General features: G+C 41.7%; 18 protein-coding genes and 1 pseudogene. 13 read left to right on the top strand and 6 right to left on the bottom strand.

Features of this window, described 5'->3' with window-relative positions; genetic code table 11:
* Positions 1 to 59 precede the first annotated feature (59 nt).
* The 7 genes from DYH48_RS00260 (at position 60) to DYH48_RS00230 (ending at position 7244) form a co-directional block, all read left to right on the top strand.
* Positions 60 to 305: an AlpA family phage regulatory protein gene (locus DYH48_RS00260; RefSeq protein WP_115333740.1), complete on the top strand. Its 246-nt coding sequence runs from the start codon at positions 60 to 62 to the stop codon at positions 303 to 305.
* Positions 295 to 516, top strand: a complete 222-nt coding sequence (locus DYH48_RS24080) for a helix-turn-helix transcriptional regulator (RefSeq protein ID WP_107946369.1) — start codon at positions 295 to 297, stop codon at positions 514 to 516. The genes DYH48_RS00260 and DYH48_RS24080 overlap by 11 nt, the downstream gene beginning before the upstream one ends.
* Before the next feature lie 83 nt (positions 517 to 599).
* Complete coding sequence (locus DYH48_RS00250; RefSeq protein ID WP_115333739.1) at positions 600 to 1295, top strand: YagK/YfjJ domain-containing protein; 696 nt, start codon at positions 600 to 602, stop codon at positions 1293 to 1295.
* 431 nt (positions 1296 to 1726) lie between these two features.
* Positions 1727 to 3562: a type I restriction-modification system subunit M gene (locus tag DYH48_RS00245; RefSeq protein ID WP_256613012.1), complete on the top strand. Its 1836-nt coding sequence runs from the start codon at positions 1727 to 1729 to the stop codon at positions 3560 to 3562.
* On the top strand, positions 3562 to 4857 hold the full coding sequence (locus DYH48_RS00240; protein WP_115333738.1) for a restriction endonuclease subunit S: 1296 nt from the start codon (positions 3562 to 3564) through the stop codon (positions 4855 to 4857). The genes DYH48_RS00245 and DYH48_RS00240 overlap by 1 nt, the downstream gene beginning before the upstream one ends.
* A gap of 86 nt (positions 4858 to 4943) precedes the next feature.
* Complete coding sequence (locus DYH48_RS00235) at positions 4944 to 5936, top strand: virulence RhuM family protein/type II toxin-antitoxin system death-on-curing family toxin (RefSeq protein WP_115333737.1); 993 nt, start codon at positions 4944 to 4946, stop codon at positions 5934 to 5936.
* 114 nt (positions 5937 to 6050) lie between these two features.
* Positions 6051 to 7244 carry a hypothetical protein gene (locus tag DYH48_RS00230; protein WP_115333736.1) on the top strand — a complete coding sequence of 398 codons (1194 nt, stop codon included), beginning with the start codon at positions 6051 to 6053 and terminating at the stop codon, positions 7242 to 7244.
* A 116-nt stretch (positions 7245 to 7360) separates the two neighbouring features.
* Here the strand turns inward: DYH48_RS00230 and DYH48_RS23865 are convergent, their stop codons facing one another.
* Both DYH48_RS23865 and DYH48_RS00225 read right to left on the bottom strand, forming a co-directional pair.
* Positions 7361 to 7483: a hypothetical protein gene (locus DYH48_RS23865; RefSeq protein ID WP_256613011.1), complete on the bottom strand. Its 123-nt coding sequence runs from the start codon at positions 7481 to 7483 to the stop codon at positions 7361 to 7363.
* A 2-nt stretch (positions 7484 to 7485) separates the two neighbouring features.
* Entirely contained in the window at positions 7486 to 7644 is a 159-nt protein-coding gene (locus DYH48_RS00225) for a hypothetical protein (protein ID WP_107946363.1), read from the bottom strand.
* Positions 7645 to 7903: 259 nt separating this feature from the next.
* Between DYH48_RS00225 and DYH48_RS00220 the strand changes: the two genes are divergently transcribed.
* The 5 genes from DYH48_RS00220 to DYH48_RS00200 all read left to right on the top strand — a co-directional run bounded on the left by DYH48_RS00220 (position 7904) and on the right by DYH48_RS00200 (position 13873).
* Positions 7904 to 11005 (top strand): type I restriction endonuclease subunit R, encoded by a 3102-nt coding sequence (locus tag DYH48_RS00220; protein ID WP_115333735.1) that lies wholly within the window; start codon positions 7904 to 7906, stop codon positions 11003 to 11005.
* An 8-nt stretch (positions 11006 to 11013) separates the two neighbouring features.
* Positions 11014 to 11721: a M48 family metallopeptidase gene (locus DYH48_RS00215; protein ID WP_172481125.1), complete on the top strand. Its 708-nt coding sequence runs from the start codon at positions 11014 to 11016 to the stop codon at positions 11719 to 11721.
* 131 nt (positions 11722 to 11852) lie between these two features.
* The gene (locus DYH48_RS00210) at positions 11853 to 12110 is read left to right on the top strand and encodes a helix-turn-helix domain-containing protein (RefSeq protein WP_115333733.1); all 258 of its coding nucleotides are present in this window, start codon (positions 11853 to 11855) and stop codon (positions 12108 to 12110) included.
* The gene (locus tag DYH48_RS00205; RefSeq protein WP_115333732.1) at positions 12110 to 13342 is read left to right on the top strand and encodes a type II toxin-antitoxin system HipA family toxin; all 1233 of its coding nucleotides are present in this window, start codon (positions 12110 to 12112) and stop codon (positions 13340 to 13342) included. Before DYH48_RS00210 ends, DYH48_RS00205 begins: the two co-directional genes overlap by 1 nt.
* 183 nt (positions 13343 to 13525) lie before the next feature.
* Positions 13526 to 13873 (top strand): hypothetical protein, encoded by a 348-nt coding sequence (locus DYH48_RS00200; RefSeq protein WP_115333731.1) that lies wholly within the window; start codon positions 13526 to 13528, stop codon positions 13871 to 13873.
* Positions 13874 to 14378: 505 nt separating this feature from the next.
* Here DYH48_RS00200 and DYH48_RS00190 read toward each other — a convergent pair.
* Positions 14379 to 14633, bottom strand: coding sequence for a hypothetical protein (locus DYH48_RS00190; protein WP_115333730.1), 255 nt, complete (start codon positions 14631 to 14633; stop codon positions 14379 to 14381).
* Positions 14634 to 14901: 268 nt separating this feature from the next.
* On the opposite strand from DYH48_RS00190, the gene DYH48_RS00185 reads away from it, so the two are divergent.
* Positions 14902 to 15810 carry a hypothetical protein gene (locus DYH48_RS00185; protein WP_115333729.1) on the top strand — a complete coding sequence of 303 codons (909 nt, stop codon included), beginning with the start codon at positions 14902 to 14904 and terminating at the stop codon, positions 15808 to 15810.
* Positions 15811 to 15948: 138 nt separating this feature from the next.
* Here the strand turns inward: DYH48_RS00185 and DYH48_RS24075 are convergent.
* From DYH48_RS24075 to DYH48_RS00170, 3 genes and pseudogenes are all read right to left on the bottom strand, one after another.
* Positions 15949 to 16137 (bottom strand): annotated as a pseudogene (locus DYH48_RS24075) (type II toxin-antitoxin system Phd/YefM family antitoxin); the annotation flags it as partial.
* Positions 16138 to 16204: 67 nt separating this feature from the next.
* Entirely contained in the window at positions 16205 to 16618 is a 414-nt protein-coding gene (locus tag DYH48_RS00175; RefSeq protein WP_115333727.1) for a helix-turn-helix domain-containing protein, read from the bottom strand.
* A 204-nt stretch (positions 16619 to 16822) separates the two neighbouring features.
* On the bottom strand, positions 16823 to 18043 hold the full coding sequence (locus DYH48_RS00170; protein WP_115333726.1) for a tyrosine-type recombinase/integrase: 1221 nt from the start codon (positions 18041 to 18043) through the stop codon (positions 16823 to 16825).
* Positions 18044 to 18266: the final 223 nt, after the last annotated feature.

Raw genomic sequence — 18266 nt, 5'->3', positions numbered from 1 at the left:
ACAATTGCAAACAGGCAAGATGCTCCTAGGTCAAACAGAGACAATCTTTAGGAGCATTCATGTCCATTTTTAGTATCAATCAATCAGCTATTCAAGACCGTATCGTGCGTGAATCAGAGCGTAAACTCATCACCTCAATCAGCCGTTCGCAAGCTTTCCAATTAGAAAGACTTAACCGTTTCCCTAAACGAATCAAATTGGGAAGCCGTTCCGTCGGTTGGCGTCTATCAGAGCTTATGCAATGGGTTCACTCAGGAGGTGGGCTATCCGAGCAATTAGCTCAGGGAGCCGGATATGAAGGCTAATGCAAGAGCCCAATACGCTCAATTGCTCCAGCAACGACCGATGGAGCGAATAATCAGAATCACAGAAATGAGCCAATTACTCGGCATAGATAGAACAACCCTATACCGACGAGTAAAAAGAAAGGCCTTCATTCAACCCATAAAAAGCCACTGCCGAACCATCGGCTGGTCAGAATCGAGTTACATTAACTGGCTAAACAGCACTAAGTAACATCTATCAAAGGCGGCATTTGCCGCCTTATTTTGGCCTGTAAACGCAACAAATTGCGACAAAGTTCAATCGAGTGCGATTAAATGCTGACAAATGCAAACTCAAAACCACGTTTAACCAGCAAAATAAAGCAATCTGAACAGCAGCAATTCGATGGCAATACTGGTCTTACCCCAGATTCCTACTCTAATAACAAGCAGGTTATTTATAATATTTCCGCTCGTCGCTTTACCTTAGGAAGCTTTCTATACCAGAACACCTTGTTTCAAGTTTTGAGCTTTGAGCACGGCATCAACTCCAGCATTATGAATACAATGATCGATCAACTGCTAACAGCGCTAGATCATTATTCTAAAATCCTACTCGTCAGATTTGATCTACATGTCTATACCGAAACACCCAATAACAGCTTAATCAGCAAATACCGAAAAACCTTACTGAGATACCTCGATAAGCACTACCAATCTAAGGTCTGGTTTTTTTGGGTACGGGAGCAAACACCAAGAAGTGATAAAGCCCATTATCACTGCTTTATTCTGCTCAATGGACATAAAGCGAAGTCAGGCTGGGGCGCATTTCAACAAGTGCAAAAAGCCTGCTGTATGCATCCAGATACTTTAGCACGGCTGCCCGAATCGGCGAGCTACAAAGTTGAACGTAAAGGACTTAAAGGCTTAGATTCTGCAATTCTGCGGATCAGTTATCTTGCCAAGAACTACAGTAAAGAACTCACCCCAAATAAAGTAAAACGCTTTCAAACGAGTTCAAGCCGAGCATAGAAAAGCCAACAAGTTTAAAACAATTAGGCTTGGGCTGAAGTGGATCTCACACTGAAGTGTGGATCAGCCATGAGTGGATCACAATAACATCAGCTTAAAACCAGACGCTCATTAAAATTCATACAAAACAAAATCATACCCTAGTGAAAGATGAGCAAGACTCAATGAAAAACAGCTTGAGATCCAAAATAGGGATACGGTTGACATTTAATTAACAATTTATGTTATCAATTTGTACAGTCACTTTCGAGTGAGTAAAATCTGTAGCAATCAAGCACCAACGGCACGACTTTGCCGTACAGCGCATATTTCCCCATCATAGCGTTGTACCCTTCCTCCCTTATAAGTACACTTTGGCGCATCAATGCACAGGGGACTTTTATCAGCATCACTTAACCCACAGTGCTAACCAAATTCATTAGAGAAAATCAGTGTCAAATCAAATCACTCTTCAACAGTTAGAATCGTTTCTCTGGGAAACGGCGGATATTCTACGCGGCAATATGGATGCGTCGGAGTTCAAAGACTACATCTTCGGCATGATGTTCCTTAAGCGTTTATCGGATTCATTCGATGAAGCCCGTGAGCAGGTGATCGAATACTATCTTGCCAAAGGTAAAACCCAAGCACAGGCCGAAGCCTTAGCCAGTGATGAAGATGAATACGACAGCACCTTCTATATTCCTGAAGTTGCACGCTGGTCAGCGCTTAAAGATTTAAAGCACAACATTGGTGAGGCGCTCAATACCGCCGCTGAAGCCATTGAAGAACACAACTCAAACCTTGAGGGCGTGTTAGTCACTATCGACTTCAACATTAAAAACAAGCTCTCCGATAATAAGCTGCGCGACCTGCTCAGCCACTTCAGCAAATACCGCCTGCGCAATAGCGATTTCGAACGCCCCGATTTACTCGGCACAGCGTACGAATATTTAATTAAAATGTTTGCCGACAGCGCAGGTAAAAAAGGCGGTGAATTCTATACCCCAAGCGAAGTGGTGCAATTGCTGGTGGCACTGCTTAAGCCCCATGCGGGCATGCGAATTTACGACCCTACCGCAGGTTCGGGCGGTATGCTGATCCAAATGCGTAACTACCTTGCGACCCATAATGAAAACGCCGCGAACCTATCGTTATACGGCCAAGAGATGAACCTCAATACATGGGCAATCTGTAAGATGAACATGTTTTTGCATGGGGTACAAAGTGCCGACATTCGCAAAGGCGATACCCTGCGCGAGCCTAAGCATACTATTGATGGCAGCCTTATGACGTTTGATCGCGTGATTGCCAATCCGCCGTTTTCGTTATCCAAATGGGGCAAAGAAGACTGCGATAACGATAAATTTGGCCGCTTCCCCTATGGCACACCACCAAAAGACTCTGGCGACCTCGCCTTTGTGCAGCACATGATCGCCAGCACGAATGATGATGGTATGGTCGGTGTAGTCATGCCCCATGGCGTGCTGTTCAGAGGTTCCAGCGAAAAAGACATTCGTAAAGGCATACTCGAAGACGACTTATTAGAAGCGGTGATCGGCCTGCCATCAGGCCTATTCTATGGCACAGGTATCCCCGCCAGTTTGCTAATTATCAATAAACAAAAGCCGAGCGAGCGCCAAGGCAAGGTACTGTTTATTAATGCTGAACTCGAATATCAAGAAGGCAAAAACCAAAATAGTTTACGTCCGCAAGATATTAATAAAATCGTCGCAACCTTTGACAGCTTTAGCGAAATCAAACGCTACTCAGCCGTAGTCAAACTAAAAGATATCCGCGATAACGACTACAACCTCAATATTCGCCGCTATGCCGATACCTCGCCACCCGCAGAGATTTTTGATGTGCGCGCCATTCTCCACGGCGGTATTCCACTTCGTGAAGTGCAAGACGATTATATTCAAGAGGAAATCCTTAAAGGCTTTGATGTGAGCTGCGTATTTGAGCCTAAGGGCGAAGGCTATTATCAATTCAGAGCGGAAATCGAAACCAAAGAGCAGATCCGTGAACATGTTAGCCATGCTGATACAGAGGTTGCAGCCAGCATCATCAAGCAACTTGAACGCTGGTGGGATAAATACCATATCTCACTCCACCAGCTAGATGCTGAAGTTGCCGAAGCTGAACAGGTGATGCAAGGTTACTTGAAGGAGCTGGGTTATGATGTGCTCGACTGCAAGGATGCAGGAAGTAGAGCAACGTCTGGAACGGTTGTTGAGGACCAACAAGTGCCGCGAGCGAAAGGATGTGCAGGAGCGACTGAGTAATGCCCAATTTGAACATTGTTCCTAAAATATGGTTAGAAGAACGACTAGATAATCTTGCTAAGGTTGTTGATTCTGCACACCAAACTCCGATATTTTCAAACGCAGGTTTCCCAATGGTTCGGGTTGGAGATATCAAAGGAGGAAAAATATCTCTAGCTAATACAGTGACTGTAAATGACGAGGTTTTTTCTATCTTTACAAAGAACTATAAACCTCAGTTTGATGATATTCTAATGACTAGAGTTGGTAGTTATGGTCGTTCTTCAATTGTTAAAACACATAAGACTTTTTGCTTAGGTCAAAACACAGTAGTTATTAATCCACAAATAATAGTTGCTGATTATTTATATCAATATCTTCAAGCTGAAAACATTCAAGCTCAAATTGACGATACAGTCAGCGGATCTAGCCAAAAATCTTTAAGTCTATCGGCAATTAAAGCATTACGTATTTCTAGCCCTCATCCCCCCGAACAGCAAAAGATTGCTGCGATTTTGACTTCTGTGGATGAGGTAATTGAAAAAACACAGGCGCAAATCGACAAGCTCAAAGATTTAAAAAGTGGCATGATGCAGGAGCTGCTCACCAAAGGAGTTGGCATCAAGCAAGGTGATAAATATGCGCCCCACACCGAATTTAAAGACTCCCCCGTTGGCAGAATCCCAAAGGGCTGGGCAGTTACTAAACTAAGTAAGCTAATAAATGTCATGGAGTCAGGCTGGAGTCCTCAATGCGAGTCTACTCCTGCTCCGAACGGTGAGTGGTGCATTCTAAAAACTACAGCTGTATCTTGGAATGGCTTTAATCCTTCAGCAAATAAAAAACTTCCTAATGAACTAGAGCCGAGACCTCAAATACAAGTCAAAGCTAACGATATTTTAATAACACGAGCGGGACCAGCTGAACGTGTAGGAGTTATTTCACACGTTGACTTTGTGCCTGAAAAAGTAATGCTTTCCGACAAAATTATTAGAATACAAACCAACCGTTGTATTTCAAAATTTCTATCATTGTGGCTAAGTAGTTCTTTTGTGCAAAAATATTTAGCAAGCAGAGTTTCTGGTCTAGCTATGTCGCAGACGAATATATCTCAATCAATTCTACAAAATATTTTTTGTGTGATTCCCCCGCTTGAAGAACAGCAAGCGATTACCAACACAATAAATTCATTAGAAGTAAGATTTATAGCTACAGAGAAGAAACTTAATAGCCTGATATTGATGAAAAAAGCCCTTATGCAGGATCTATTGACGGGGAAAGTGCGGGTTAAGGTCGATAATGATTTAGTTAGCTAATCCCTAGGAACGGCAAAGCATTGACCGCTACAGCAAAGATACACAGCATAAGCGCAGTACAGCCCCTTGAGTTAAGAGGATAAACAGTGGATCACCAACTATCACAACATGATATTTTTATCAGTCAAGATGGTCAGCTACAGCTGACTGTGGCTGTCGATACCGAGACGGTTTGGTTAACCCAAGCGGAAATTTGTGTATTGTTCGACCGTGAGCGTTCGGTGATCACTAAGCACATCAACAACGTCTTTAAAGAGGGCGAACTTGAGCGGGATTCAGTATGTGCAATATTTGCACGTACTGCGGATGATGGTAAAACCTATCAAACTCAATACTTTAACCTTGATGTGATTATTTCTGTTGGCTATCGGGTAAAGTCTAAACGCGGCGTGCAGTTCCGCCAATGGGCAACCAATACCTTAAAGCAGCATTTACTCCAAGGTTACACCCTAAACCAGCAACGCCTTGTACAACGTGGTATTGAGTTTAACCAAGCATTAGCGCTCCTTTCAAAAACCTTAACCAACCAAGCCTTGATCAATCCAGACGGCCAAGCGGTTGTGAACGTGATTGCCGAGTACGCCCGCTCTTGGTCACTGCTACAAGGGTATGATGAGCAAAGCCTAACGGAAATCACTCATAAACAGCAACACATGCAGCCTTTGGCGCTTGATGAGGTATTAACTGCGATTGCAGCCTTAAAAACTAATCTGATAGCAAAAGGTGAAGCGACTGACTTGTTTGCTCAACTACGGGGTAATGGCTTAGCTTCCAGCATTGCGACCATTGAACAAGGGTTTGGTGACGAATGGTTTTACCCGAATGTGGCTAGCCGCGCCGCCCATCTATTGTATTTCATCATCAAAAATCATCCCTTTGCCGATGGTAATAAGCGCACAGGTTCATTTCTCTTTTTGTGGTACTTACAGCAAAATCAGCATCTGTTAGCTAAACCCGTGAGCGAGCAAATTAATGATACAACCTTAGTGGCTTTAGCTTTGCTGGTGGCCGAAAGTTTGCCAGACCAAAAAGAACTGATGATCCGCTTGATTGAACACTTTATTTTATTGAAAGAGTAAGCCTATCTAGTTCATATTTATCCCTATCACAGGTGACGGTATCATCAAGTAACCTTGCTCATTCACCTTGGGCATAAACCGCTCGTATAACCCGTAATAAGCTAAAGGAAGAGTATGTTTAAGCCAAACAAGGATGGTAAGTATGTGCTTAAATCCATAAAGTTTGAGAGTGTGTTTCTACCTGCGCCAAGTACCGTTACAGAGTTACTTCAGCTACCCAATAACTTTATAAAAGTAATCCCATTCATTGAAAAACAAAGCGGCATACTTTTAAACATTGGCAGAAGCTCACGTTCAAATTTGGCTACTGAAGGCATAGCAAAACCCAGCATTAACAAGCTCACTTCTTGGGCTCAAAAATTACCGATACCATATCAAAAACTTCAATCATTCTCGTTGCTTTTAAAAACAATCAAAGCCAGTAAAGTAAGCTCAAATGCTTGTGTTTGGTGGCCTTTGGTGAATGGTTTTAAACAATCAACCTATGATACAGAACTGAATACCTTGCTTGATTTTCTACAGTTACGGGCAGATGCCGATTACCGTATGATGAAAGCAATAAAGCAACAGATTAAACAAGGGAAAATAGACAAGGACGATAGCAATGCCATTTGGCAAGCCCAGCAAACTACATGGCAACACCAAAGCTTAGTTTCGGTTGAAACACTCAATATTTATAGCGAATTCGCAGCCTCACCCGACAACCCCAAGTATCAACAAGATGAAAATGCAACATTACTCATAGGAGCAGTTTATCACCTGATATTTGACTTTTATCTTAGTGCAATTGCCCACTTTGAAATAGGCATTGCTCTATATGAAAACAGGCACTATGGAAATATTAAACCTGATGATTGCAAAGGAATTTTTTCAACAACTTTAGATGTTTACTCGCATAACAGCTATGCCTATACCTGTTTCAGTGCCATGCTGGAGGCAATAAAACAGCGGTTAGCTGATCATGGCACGGTTTTAGGCTGGCGCGAAATCGCCACCTTTATTTATATAGAAGATTCGGGAGAAAGTGATGAACTGCTCAACGACCGACAATACAATCGGCTCAAAGATTGGCGAAAAGGCATCAACATGCCATCAAATGAAAAGATGAGACTTTTTATTGAAGCTTTAGTAAAAAAGCTAGGCGACTATAACCCTGAGCCAATCATTGACTATTTTCGTATTGCTAGAGCTGTAGATGATTTTTTAGCATTACAACCAGATAAACGAGTTATTCCGATAATAAAGAGTGTGCTTGCTTACTACCCGACATACTTTAAACACTATCATTCAGCGCTTATCAAAAAATAAAAGGCCATTTCATCACCATGGCCTTTTACCTATTACCGCTGGAGACACCATCTTTTGGTTGAACGCTGTAACGCCGTTAACTTTAGTGGTGATTTAGCGCCAACAACTTGTTCCTTTCATTCATCATCAAGTTGTTCTTGCCAATCGTCTGGACGCTCATCTTCACCGCGACTCTGCCAGTAAGCGTCATTGTTGGGATTAAGCTGGTTGCTATGATTATCGTCATCATGTTGAGACATAATTACTTACCTCCCTGTTTACCATTACCAGAATTCTTTGCCGCCGCACTCTGCGCTTTTGCAGCAAAACTACCCTTAGCTACAGTACCCCCGTTTTGATTTGCAGTTGAGCTTTGAATACGCGCGGCTGCTTGCGGGGTCATTGGTGTTTTATTGCTCATGTTATTTCTCCAATTTAGGGTTACGTTGGCAGGAGCCCCTACCAACGAGAGAGATTGTGCCTGAGCTTTTTGGGCTTGCAGTGGGGGGGAAATCGTCCAAATTGGTATATTTTTGAATTAGCCCCGTATTCCATTGATATTGTTAGCTGCTATTCGTGCCATGCCTCTGTAATATAAGAGCCTGTTAGATTGCATAAAAATCAATCGTATAAAAATCAGATACAAAAGATGTCGTTAATCATCTGGTAAAGGGATAGATATGGATCAGGATGAGCTACATAAGGTCGAGTTACCCGCTATTGCGCAATTATCGCTATTAGGTTGGCAGTACGTGGCGGGGACTAAACTCACGCCTGAATACCATGAAAGACCCTATCTACGGGATGTCGTGCTGGTGGGACGGCTCGAAGCCGCCATTAAAAGAATTAACCCTTGGATTAACGATGAAAACCTGCGCAAGGTTTGCCGTGATATCACCCATCCAAACTTTGTCGGCTTGATGGAATACAATCAGGCCATCTATCAAACCTTAGTAAATTACCTTTCGGTAGAGCAAGACGTTGGTAAAGGGCGTAAAGGCCAAACGGTAAAATTGATTGATTTTGATAACCTTGAGGCCAATGAGTTTATCTGTACTTCACAGTTTAAAGTGGAAGGCGTAAACCAAAGTATTATCCCTGATATTGTTTGCTTTATTAACGGCTTGCCACTCGCGGTCATCGAATGCAAATCACCCTACATTTCAGCGCCGATGAGCGAAGGAATTAACCAATTACGCAGATATGCAAACCTGCGCAATAGCGTCGATGATGAAGGCGCACAGCGGCTTTTTTGGTACAACCAACTGATGGTATCGACCTGCCGCGATCAAGCCAAAGTGGGCACAATTAGTTCCAATGCATCCCACTATGCCGATTGGAAAGATGCCTATCCCTTTACCGATGACACGTTAAGCGAACAGAATTTATCTCAGGCTTTTAGCCGTAGCAGCCTCAACGATATGCAGGTTAACGATAACTCTGCACTTTATACCGCCACCAGCTCAAACTACGATGCAATCACTGCGGTGACCGCACAGCAAAGGCTGATTGCAGGCATGTTTAGCCCTGCTAGCTTCCTCGATATCCTGCAAAACTTCATTTTATTTGAGCCAGTTGAAGGCAAGCTTATCAAGAAGGTTGCACGTTACCAGCAATATAGAGCGGTAAATAAAGTCATTGAGCGCCTTAAAACAGGTCAAGACCGCAAAGAGAAGTCGGGCGTGGTATGGCATACCCAAGGCAGTGGCAAATCGCTGACCATGGTCATGCTTGCCGTTAAAATGCGCCGTGATCCGGTACTTAAGCAATACAAACTCGTATTTATTACTGACCGTACTCAGTTAGATGAACAGTTATCTAGCACCTTCCGCGCTGCCCAAGGTGAAACCATTTATAACGCTGGCTCAGTGACAGAATTAAAAGCACTACTGAAAAAAGACAGTTCTGATCTTGTGACTGCTATGGTGCAAAAATTCTTAGAGCTCGAGAAGGAACTGAGTACCGACAATGAAAACGGTGGTTTTGCTAACTTAAACCCGAGTGACAAAATCATCGTACTTGCCGATGAAGCCCATAGAACTCAGTTTGGTGGCCTTGCCATGACCATCAACGCTGCCCTACCTAACGCTCCTAAAATTGGGTTTACAGGTACACCACTACTGAAAACCCAGAAAATGGATAAAGCTTTTGGGGGCTATATTGATGAATACAAGATCAATCAAGCGGTGGATGATGGCGCAACCGTTCGTATTTTGTATGAAGGCCGCCAAGTAAAGACCGAAGTTGCAGGAGAGTCATTAGACAAACTGTTTGAGGCTTATTTTGGCAGCTATAGCAAAGAAGAACAGCGAGAGATTAAACAGAAATATGGGGTTGAGCGCGCCGTTCGCGAAGCGCCTGCCCGCATTCGCTGGGTTTGCATGGACTTACTTGAACACTACCGCAAGCACATACAACCGGACGGTTTTAAAGCCATGATAGTGGTCGGTAGTCGCCATGCAGCTACTTTATTTAAAAAGACCTTAGATGAGTTAGACGCTCCACCTAGTGAAGTGATTATCTCAGGTGATCACAACGATGAAGCCTATATTGCTGTTCATACCGACAAGACAAAGCAAAAGAAGATAATCCAAGATTTTACTAAGCCGTTATCGGAAAACCCAGTCGCATTCTTAATCGTGAAAGACATGCTACTGACGGGGTTTGACGCGCCGATAGCACAGGTGATGTATATCGATCGTAAGCTACAAGACCATACGCTGATGCAGGCCATCGCTCGAGTAAACCGCACCTATGCAAAAAAAGAATGCGGCTTTGTAGTCGACTACTTTGGTCTATCGAACTATCTTATCGAAGCCATGGAAATGTTCAGCAGTGATGATGTCGACGGCACTTATCAAAGCCTCAAAGATGAAATCCCCAAGCTAAAAGCAACACATACTCTCGCCATTTCATTTTTTAGACATATCAAGAATAAAGACGTTGATAGCTATGTGCTTGCACTAAAAGATGAAGCCATTCGAGCACAGTTTGATATGGCATTTAAGCGATTTGCAAAGCAAATGAACATCATTCTGCCCGATGTAGCCGCAGCGCCATTTTTAGCGGATATGAAACTGCTAGGTAAAGTCCATAATTCTGCACGAAACCAGTACCGAGATGCAGGTTTGGATATGAAGGACATTGGCGCTAAAGTCCGTAAGCTGGTGGACGAGCATATTTTAAGTACAGGCGTTGATCCCAAAATACCGCCTATTGACCTACTGGCCGCAAATTTTAAAGAAAGTATTCGACCAGAAAAATCGACTGAATCTAAAGCTTCTGAAATAGAAAGCGCGATTAAGCACCATATTACCGTCAAGCTTGAGGAAGACCCAGAGTATTACAAATCCCTCAGCTTAAGACTCAGAGACATTATCGAGAAGACCGCAGGGCAATGGGAACAGCAATTAGAGCTGTTATTGTCTATGGTCGACACGATTGAGATTGACCGTCGTAGAGCCGCTAAAGATGCAGGGCTTTCCGAAACTGAGTATGCCTTTTACAACATACTTACCGCTGAAGTGACCAAAACAAGCGACATTGAAGTCATAGACGAGCACCAGTTAATTGAGATAAAGACGATCACTCAAAACCTTGTTGCCATGTTTGATGAAGCGACTCAAATAGTCGACTTTTTCAACAAGGGAGATGAGATAAAACGGTTGAAAAAAGAGATAAAACGCGCCGTTATTGATGCATCATTTAGCAACGTAGAATTGATCTCCAACCTGCAAGATAGATTTATGGAATTGGCAAAACACAAGTTTAATAAGCAATGACCACCAGCATGAAACAAGCCGAATTCATTCAAGCTAAAGGGTATCAAGCACGCATTACCCGAACCACGAGAGCCAAAACTGCCTCCATTAAAGTTGAAGAAGGCATGGTTAGCGTGGTCGTGCCCAAGGCATTACCGATAGAACGAATCGAGCGAATATTACAAGAAAAACACCAATGGATTATCGATAAGATTGCCCTGCACAAGGTACTCACTACCTCATCAGAAAAGCAGTTTGTCTCTGGTGAGGCAATGTCATACCTTGGCCGAAATTATCGTTTAAAAGTACATGCAGGCAGTTTTGAGCCAGTAAAGCTGGTGCAAGGACGGTTAGTCGTTACTGTTCCCGAAGGTTCCGCCCGTTCAAATTTAGTGAGAGAAGCACTCATAGGCTGGTATAAACGCAATGCATTGCTCAAGCTTAAGGAAAAGGTGCGCCGTTATGTAAAAGTAATGGGAGTCGCGCCTAAATCAGTCAATATCAAAACCTTTAAAAGCCGTTGGGGTAGCTGCAATCCTAAAGGTGATTTAGATTTTAACTGGATTATTGTTATGGCTCCTAACCGCATCGTCGACTACGTGGTTGTCCATGAATTATGCCATCTAAAGCAACTAGACCACTCCCCACTATTTTGGAAAGAAGTAGAACGGATAATGCCTGATTACGTAGAATGCAAAGAGTGGCTGAGGGAGAACTCCCAGTTGTTGGTTGTATGAGCGGAATGCCTAACACAGTTATTCTTCTGGGTTAATCGCCTTATTCTATACGAAGAATGTTAGCCATATAGCTAACATTTACTTTTCACACTATGATGTTAGCCATATAGCTAACTTTTGCTGGTGGATATATGTCAGATAGACAAGAGATTGGTAACGCAGTAAGTGGGAGTAGAAAGTCGCTAGGTTATACACAGCAGCGTTTAGCTGAACTCACTGGTATCAATAAAACGACTATTTCTGAGATTGAAAATGGCCACTTCACTGGCTCGTTCGATATCTTTGAACGCTTGCTTGATGCCGTTGGTTTGCAGTTTGACGTGATACCAAAGCAACACAAACTGCCAGATTGGGATGAAATTGATAGTTTGTTTTCGGAGGATAAATAATGGCCTCTGAATCAAGCTTACCCAATAAAATCAACAACATCACGGTTTGTTCCGACAATACAGAGCTAGGTGTTTTAACCCATGGCTCAGTGCATCATTATCAGCCTACGCAAGATAAACATTACGTATCACTTACCATGACCCAGAAAGGTATGGATGGTTATTCTTCTGGCGCATTGCATCCAATATTTGCGCAAAACCTACCTGAAGGCTTTAACCGCCGTTTCATCGCAGAGAAACTAGCGCGATATGCAAAAGTAAACGACATGTATTTACTTGCACTGCAAGGCGAACATAGCGTTGGCATGCTTTCTTATCAAAGTGAGCTAGCCTTGCCTGAGACTGAGTCCGTTTCGCTTAGTGATATCTTGTCATACAACAGCGCAGAACCGCTGTTTCCTCAATTATTAGAAAAGTATTACCTCAGAAACTCACTCGCAGGTGTACAGCCGAAGGTTAGCATCCCGAGTGCTGGCACGATTAAAACCAGTCGAACCATTGAGCAAAAAGATTTAATTGTTAAATCATTCGACGCCGAGTTTCCGCTATTAACGGTTAACGAGTTTGTTTGTATGGAAGCTGCGCGCCATTGCGGACTTGAGCCACCTAGAACCTACCTATCAGAAAGTTTAGAGACATTTGTGATCGAGCGCTTTGATAGGGCAGATGATGGCACAAAGCTAGGTTATGAGGATTTCACCACCTTACTGAAGAAGTCCAATGACCCAGACGCTAAATACAGTAGTAGCTATGAAACTCTGCTCAAGGCGACACACTTGTATACCAACAGCCAAGCGGAAGTTGAGAAAATATATCAGTACATTGTATTTAACTGCTTAATTGGTAATGGTGATGCGCATTTGAAGAACTTTGCGCTGCAATATACCTCTGACATGTCCCATATTTTTGTATCGCCACCGTTTGATATCACCCACACTCTTATTTATGACGCTATCGATAACAAAATGGCGCTCAAACTGTCGAATAGTAAGGCTTTTCCTGATGAGTCACATTTGCTGAAATTGGCTGAAGGTGAACGGTTTAGGATCAGAAAGGCAAAAGAAATTATTGAGTCCACCTGCGATGGCATTATGGACTACCTAAAATACTCTAATGAAGTTCAGCTCTTTGGAGGATTACGTGAGTCAATTGAACGCTCAGTATCGAGTGTTCTCACACCAACTTACTCAACTAAAAATTACCGCCATGATAGGAAAAAGAAGTTTGAATAAAACCGTTAATTCAAACCTCAGCTGATACCTACACTATAAAAACAAGGAGCTAGATAGCCGAAAGTCTGCACCAGAATAATCTATTGTCGATCCTATCGGTCCACAATCAGTGGCAGCGCCACCAGACAATAAACAACATATCAAAGCCGGACAAAAGCATACAACTAACTTAAGGATCTGAAAATGCTATTTATCGTAAATGGTATGGTGGATTTCTTTGATATAAGAACCACCGATTTTGAATCAATATATGAAGCTGTTACTTATGAGATTTACCCAGTAAGTATGAAGGCGGCAGTAAAATCACTTCTGGTCGGTAAACATGACGGCCTTGGTGGCGCAATAATGGATGACAGCGGCTCTCCATTTGCTATATATCAAGCGCTTATAGCTAGTGGCTACGAAGTTGTTACGTTTGATGATGAGTTTCTGGAGCAACTGCAAGTTCATAACGAATCAATGGACATTATTGATGATGAGCCTGAAGGCGTTGAAGATGGTCGACACCCACTTGACATTACGATGTATTAAAACTGAATCATTCAAGAAATATGTGCCAGAAAAAGTAAAGCGACCCAACACTCATTTGAGCCGCTTTCGTTCTGTTATTTTAAACGTTTACATAGATTTCAATTTTTGCCGAAGTTCCTGAAAACTAGCCCCCCAGTAATAACGTTGATTACCACACATAGGACAAGAACAAGTACATGGCGTTTTTAAACATATACCTAAAAACTGTGCAGAGCCTTTAGGGCTACCACCCCAATAGGTAACCCGAGATTTTTTGAGTCGCGCTTTGTGATGGCGACGAATTGCACGTTTTGAAATTTTCACTTTTATACTCCCGAACAGGACTTACTATTCGGGTGGCCACTCCTTCGAATGACCACCACAGCCTGAGCCGAGATTTATCTGAAAATGCCATACTTTACGTCCGTAAATATAATTTTATGTAAGAGGGCTTCCTGCGCATAAATCTGCTACAACATCTTGTTATTTATATAGATGTAGCAATTCCCGCAACCAACAGTGCACATCACTTGTACTTTTCTGGAATTATAACTAGAAGAGGGCCTTCTACATCGTCATCATCAAAAAAACTTGTCTCTGAATTAGCATCTTCATAATCAACACCTCGTTTCAATATAAAATCATCGCCCACTGATTCCGTATTTACGAAAAAAGATGTCCAATCTTTACTAGTCGCCTGTGCAAGCTCATATGCATGTTTAGTATGATGCTCAGCAAGACCTTTCAAAGGACCGCTTCCTTTTGATAGCTTCCTATTCATAACCAAACCCCATATATGGTACACCACTAAAAATAATTATCATTAAAAATAAATGCTTAACTAAAATGCACATGCAACTGCCACGCAACCAAAAAAAATCTTGACCTGTCATATATCAAAATATAAAGTCGTCAATGGTAGACGCAAACCAGCCAGCCCACAGGCAAAGTATATTACAGCGTACAAAAATCTATGTTTTAATTTTATGACACCTTAATTTTGGCTATGTGAATGTGGGCCAATTAGCACTCTATCATTAAGGAATGTTATGAACACTTCAAATCTGAACATTGAAAAAAACTTCTTTCCGCCTCTATACAAAATCAATCAACATGCTAAATTTTTATCGAAAAATTTGCCAGTGACATTATGCCAAGCCCAAGAAATGGTAGCTTACTATCAACACTGCAACAGTTGGGTAGAGTTAAAAAACTCTATTAAAAATGGGCATGGTTTACGAGGACGACATACCGAAAAAGCAACTGGGATTTGTCACTTAAAGGCCTCAGAATTTAGGAGGAAACTTTTAACCTTACTAAATTCTGATTGGGATAGTAATATTGAGCACTTACATAATACCTCGCTTATTGAGCAAACCATCTCTCACTCAATTTATAACAAGAAATTAGATTGGCTATTAGATGAAGAGGTCTGTCATCTTTATTACAGCCTATATGAGGAAGATAATGACACACCTCATAGCAATCTTCTTGAGATGTTATACTACTATGATAATAACTTCTTAAATTTATTCCACAATTTCAAAGAATCAATGATAGGACGTCATTTCTATGACTATCGATATGGATTAAGATTATTTTGCCACAAAAATAAACACGATGGGCATGTACTGTATATTATCAGAGAATTTGACACTTACTTCTATCCACCATGCAATGACTACACTAAGAAGATACATTTTAGGTCCCAATGGCTAGTAAATTATGTAGTGGGTTACATCAATAGATTAATCGAAATACTAAGCAACGATGGTCAAAGTGGGGAAATAGTTCTACACAGGGTAAACAACGAAGATTGCATTAGCAGCAATTCAATCAATAGTTCACAAGGCATATTGGAAATTTCAAATAGATTACAGAAGCAGGGTGCTATTAAGTGTAAATTTTTTGGCGCGGACGATCCCCGTATAGGATTATCTCTTTCATTCGGTAAATAATTTCAAAAACCTAATAATGGGGCAACTTTTCTCAAAAAAATAAGCTTATGTTGAGCTTCCTTCTTGAGAAAGAGCGCCCCTGCAATGACGTTCATTACAACAGATAAAACATAGAATTAGATAGTGTATTTAATAATTTCACTCATAAAACAGTTTATAAATTTCACTATTATTATAAAAACTATCGCTTATAACTATCTGTCCCTTTAGCAATCCTAGCGGCCGTGGCTGCATCGTTTTCTCATATTGAACCAATTTGACAACTGGCTCACCAGCCTGAGTGATAATGACTTCTTCACCATTAGCAGCAAGATCCACCAGCTTAGATAAGTTCGCTTTGCCTTATTAATGCTTATTTGCATAGGTTACACCACAGACAGTGACATTGGACTTTTTAGAGTAAATCCTCAACTTTGCATTGGTATAGTGAAGCCATCTTTTGCTTCGTTTTTGCTTGCAAGGTTGCGCCTTTTGTTTCCATTCGACTGAGAGTTGACTGGCCTATATTCAATCTGCTTGCGGCCTCTGACTGACTAAAACCTCGATATTTTCGCCAAGCTGCAGCGGGAGATACGTCTTCTAGCTCAATCATTTTGACAATTATATGTGGAATAGTTGCCTCTTCAATATCGCCAACACTTGAAAGCAGAGCTGTATCTAGCTCGTCTAGTTCTTCTTCAGGCAAGCTCGCTAAAAAAACACCAAGCTTGTCCTCAACCTCAAGCAAATGTTTTACTTTCTCGTAATCCGCAATCGGTAAGACCGCAAACAGAGCCTTATTGTTGCTATCAAAAATAAGTTGGATCATAGTAGCTCGCACTCTTACAATTCTATTGCCCTATCAAACTTAAGCCAAAGCTGACATTTAAACAGTCTTAAGAATGGGACTATAACTAACGAGCCCCAACTATCTTAGATTGATACGACAAATAGCATTTTTTGCATAACAAAGACATAATTAAATCATAACTAGGTATTTTCAGCTATTCACTTTTTAATCAAAGCACGATTTTTATGCTGTTCGCTTCAATATAGAAACGTTATCCGGCTTATCCGTCAGAAGATCTAAACGCTCTACCCACATATCTAATGCCGCTTTCTTTTCTGGAAGGTATTGGCTGCGGTTGTAAATTGCCATAACTCCACCAAGAGCGTGACCTAGAAGCTGTTCAACCACATATGGCGCAACACCCAAATCATTCAGTTTAGTCGCAAAGCTTCGACGTAAATCATGCAATGTCCAAGATTCTTGATGCTTTAACCAACTACATATTTTCCGACCGGAACCACTTACGGTTTCAGCACTTTTTAGCTCACCTAAAAGATAGCCAGTTTGACCATGACGCCTATATAAAAACTCGATCAAGGGCTTAATTCGCTCAGGTATTGGGCGAGTAATGAGAGTATTAGTCTTACTGTGGCTTTTAGGCACAGTCCAAATTCCTCGATCTAAATCCCACTCGTCAAACTGAGATAATCGTAACTCTTGAGTACGCGCACCGAAAACTATCAATAATTTACATAATTGACGCATGTAGAAAGAAACCTTACGCCCCTCAAGCAAAGTAAGCAGATCAGTCAACTCAATATCTGACAGCACTCTATCCTTTTTATTTTGCTTTTTGCCTACGTCCGTACCGATAAGATCGTCAAGTGCATGAGTGATTGCATAACGCCGCACACGACAAAACCTCAGAGCCTGCTTAGCACTTTGTAATACGTAACCCGCAGCAACAGGTGCAGGTCTTTGTTTGAGGCTAGGTACGCCTCGTCTTATACGGTCAAAGCACTCTATCCAATGACGAGTTTCAGTGTCCACAAGCGAATAATTCCCTATATAGGGATAAATATGTTTTGCAAACTGCGCTCTATTCTTATCAACATTGACTCTATTTTCTTCAGCATATTCTTTAAGCCAATACTCTAGGGCTTGCTCAACAGTGACGGGTAGTAACGACTCTTGCCTTGTCATACTTCGCTTTAGCTTTGGATCATGCCCTTGGGCTAACCATGTACGACACTCTTCCATTGCATCTCTGGCTTGCCTGAGAGATAAGTCTGGATAGTCGCCTAAATCTATTCGTTTATTTTGTCCATTGATCTTATAGCGAAACTGAAATCTTAATTTACCAAGTACTGAAACACGAACTCCCAATCCTTTACCGTCTGTTAGGGTAAAAGCTTCAGTCTGTGGCTTCCCGTTATATGAACGTAAAGTGGTCTCATAAATCATAAGTTTTGAGCTCTTTTATGGTGAGATTTGGGCTCTATTCCATGACCCCCATATGTACCCCCATTTAACCATAGCAACCAAAACAAGCCAATACCTACAAGAACAAGAAAACTCACTAACCATTGATAAACAAAGGAATAAATCGACAAACCAATAAGTATAAAAACAACCAAAAACACCGCTTTCGATTGTACGGCATGAATTAATCCGCAAGGATTAAGCT

The organism is Shewanella baltica, assembly GCF_900456975.1.
Lineage (GTDB): Bacteria > Pseudomonadota > Gammaproteobacteria > Enterobacterales > Shewanellaceae > Shewanella > Shewanella baltica.
This window is presented reverse-complemented; position numbering and strand designations above follow the sequence as displayed.

Bases quoted from the DNA above. Each gene is read 5' to 3' on its own strand.
- DYH48_RS00220 (WP_115333735.1), top strand. From the start codon at position 7,904: ATGGATCAGGATGAGCTACATAAGGTCGAGTTACCCGCTATTGCGCAA.
- DYH48_RS00190 (WP_115333730.1), bottom strand. From the start codon at position 14,633: ATGAATAGGAAGCTATCAAAAGGAAGCGGTCCTTTGAAAGGTCTTGCT.
- DYH48_RS00240 (WP_115333738.1), top strand. From the start codon at position 3,562: ATGCCCAATTTGAACATTGTTCCTAAAATATGGTTAGAAGAACGACTA.
- DYH48_RS23865 (WP_256613011.1), bottom strand. From the start codon at position 7,483: ATGTCTCAACATGATGACGATAATCATAGCAACCAGCTTAATCCCAAC.
- DYH48_RS00260 (WP_115333740.1), top strand. From the start codon at position 60: ATGTCCATTTTTAGTATCAATCAATCAGCTATTCAAGACCGTATCGTG.
- DYH48_RS00225 (WP_107946363.1), bottom strand. From the start codon at position 7,644: ATGAGCAATAAAACACCAATGACCCCGCAAGCAGCCGCGCGTATTCAA.
- DYH48_RS00175 (WP_115333727.1), bottom strand. From the start codon at position 16,618: ATGATCCAACTTATTTTTGATAGCAACAATAAGGCTCTGTTTGCGGTC.
- DYH48_RS00215 (WP_172481125.1), top strand. From the start codon at position 11,014: ATGAAACAAGCCGAATTCATTCAAGCTAAAGGGTATCAAGCACGCATT.
- DYH48_RS00185 (WP_115333729.1), top strand. From the start codon at position 14,902: ATGAACACTTCAAATCTGAACATTGAAAAAAACTTCTTTCCGCCTCTA.
- DYH48_RS00205 (WP_115333732.1), top strand. From the start codon at position 12,110: ATGGCCTCTGAATCAAGCTTACCCAATAAAATCAACAACATCACGGTT.
- DYH48_RS00250 (WP_115333739.1), top strand. From the start codon at position 600: ATGCTGACAAATGCAAACTCAAAACCACGTTTAACCAGCAAAATAAAG.
- DYH48_RS00210 (WP_115333733.1), top strand. From the start codon at position 11,853: ATGTCAGATAGACAAGAGATTGGTAACGCAGTAAGTGGGAGTAGAAAG.
- DYH48_RS00200 (WP_115333731.1), top strand. From the start codon at position 13,526: ATGCTATTTATCGTAAATGGTATGGTGGATTTCTTTGATATAAGAACC.
- DYH48_RS24080 (WP_107946369.1), top strand. From the start codon at position 295: ATGAAGGCTAATGCAAGAGCCCAATACGCTCAATTGCTCCAGCAACGA.
- DYH48_RS00230 (WP_115333736.1), top strand. From the start codon at position 6,051: ATGTTTAAGCCAAACAAGGATGGTAAGTATGTGCTTAAATCCATAAAG.
- DYH48_RS00170 (WP_115333726.1), bottom strand. From the start codon at position 18,043: ATGATTTATGAGACCACTTTACGTTCATATAACGGGAAGCCACAGACT.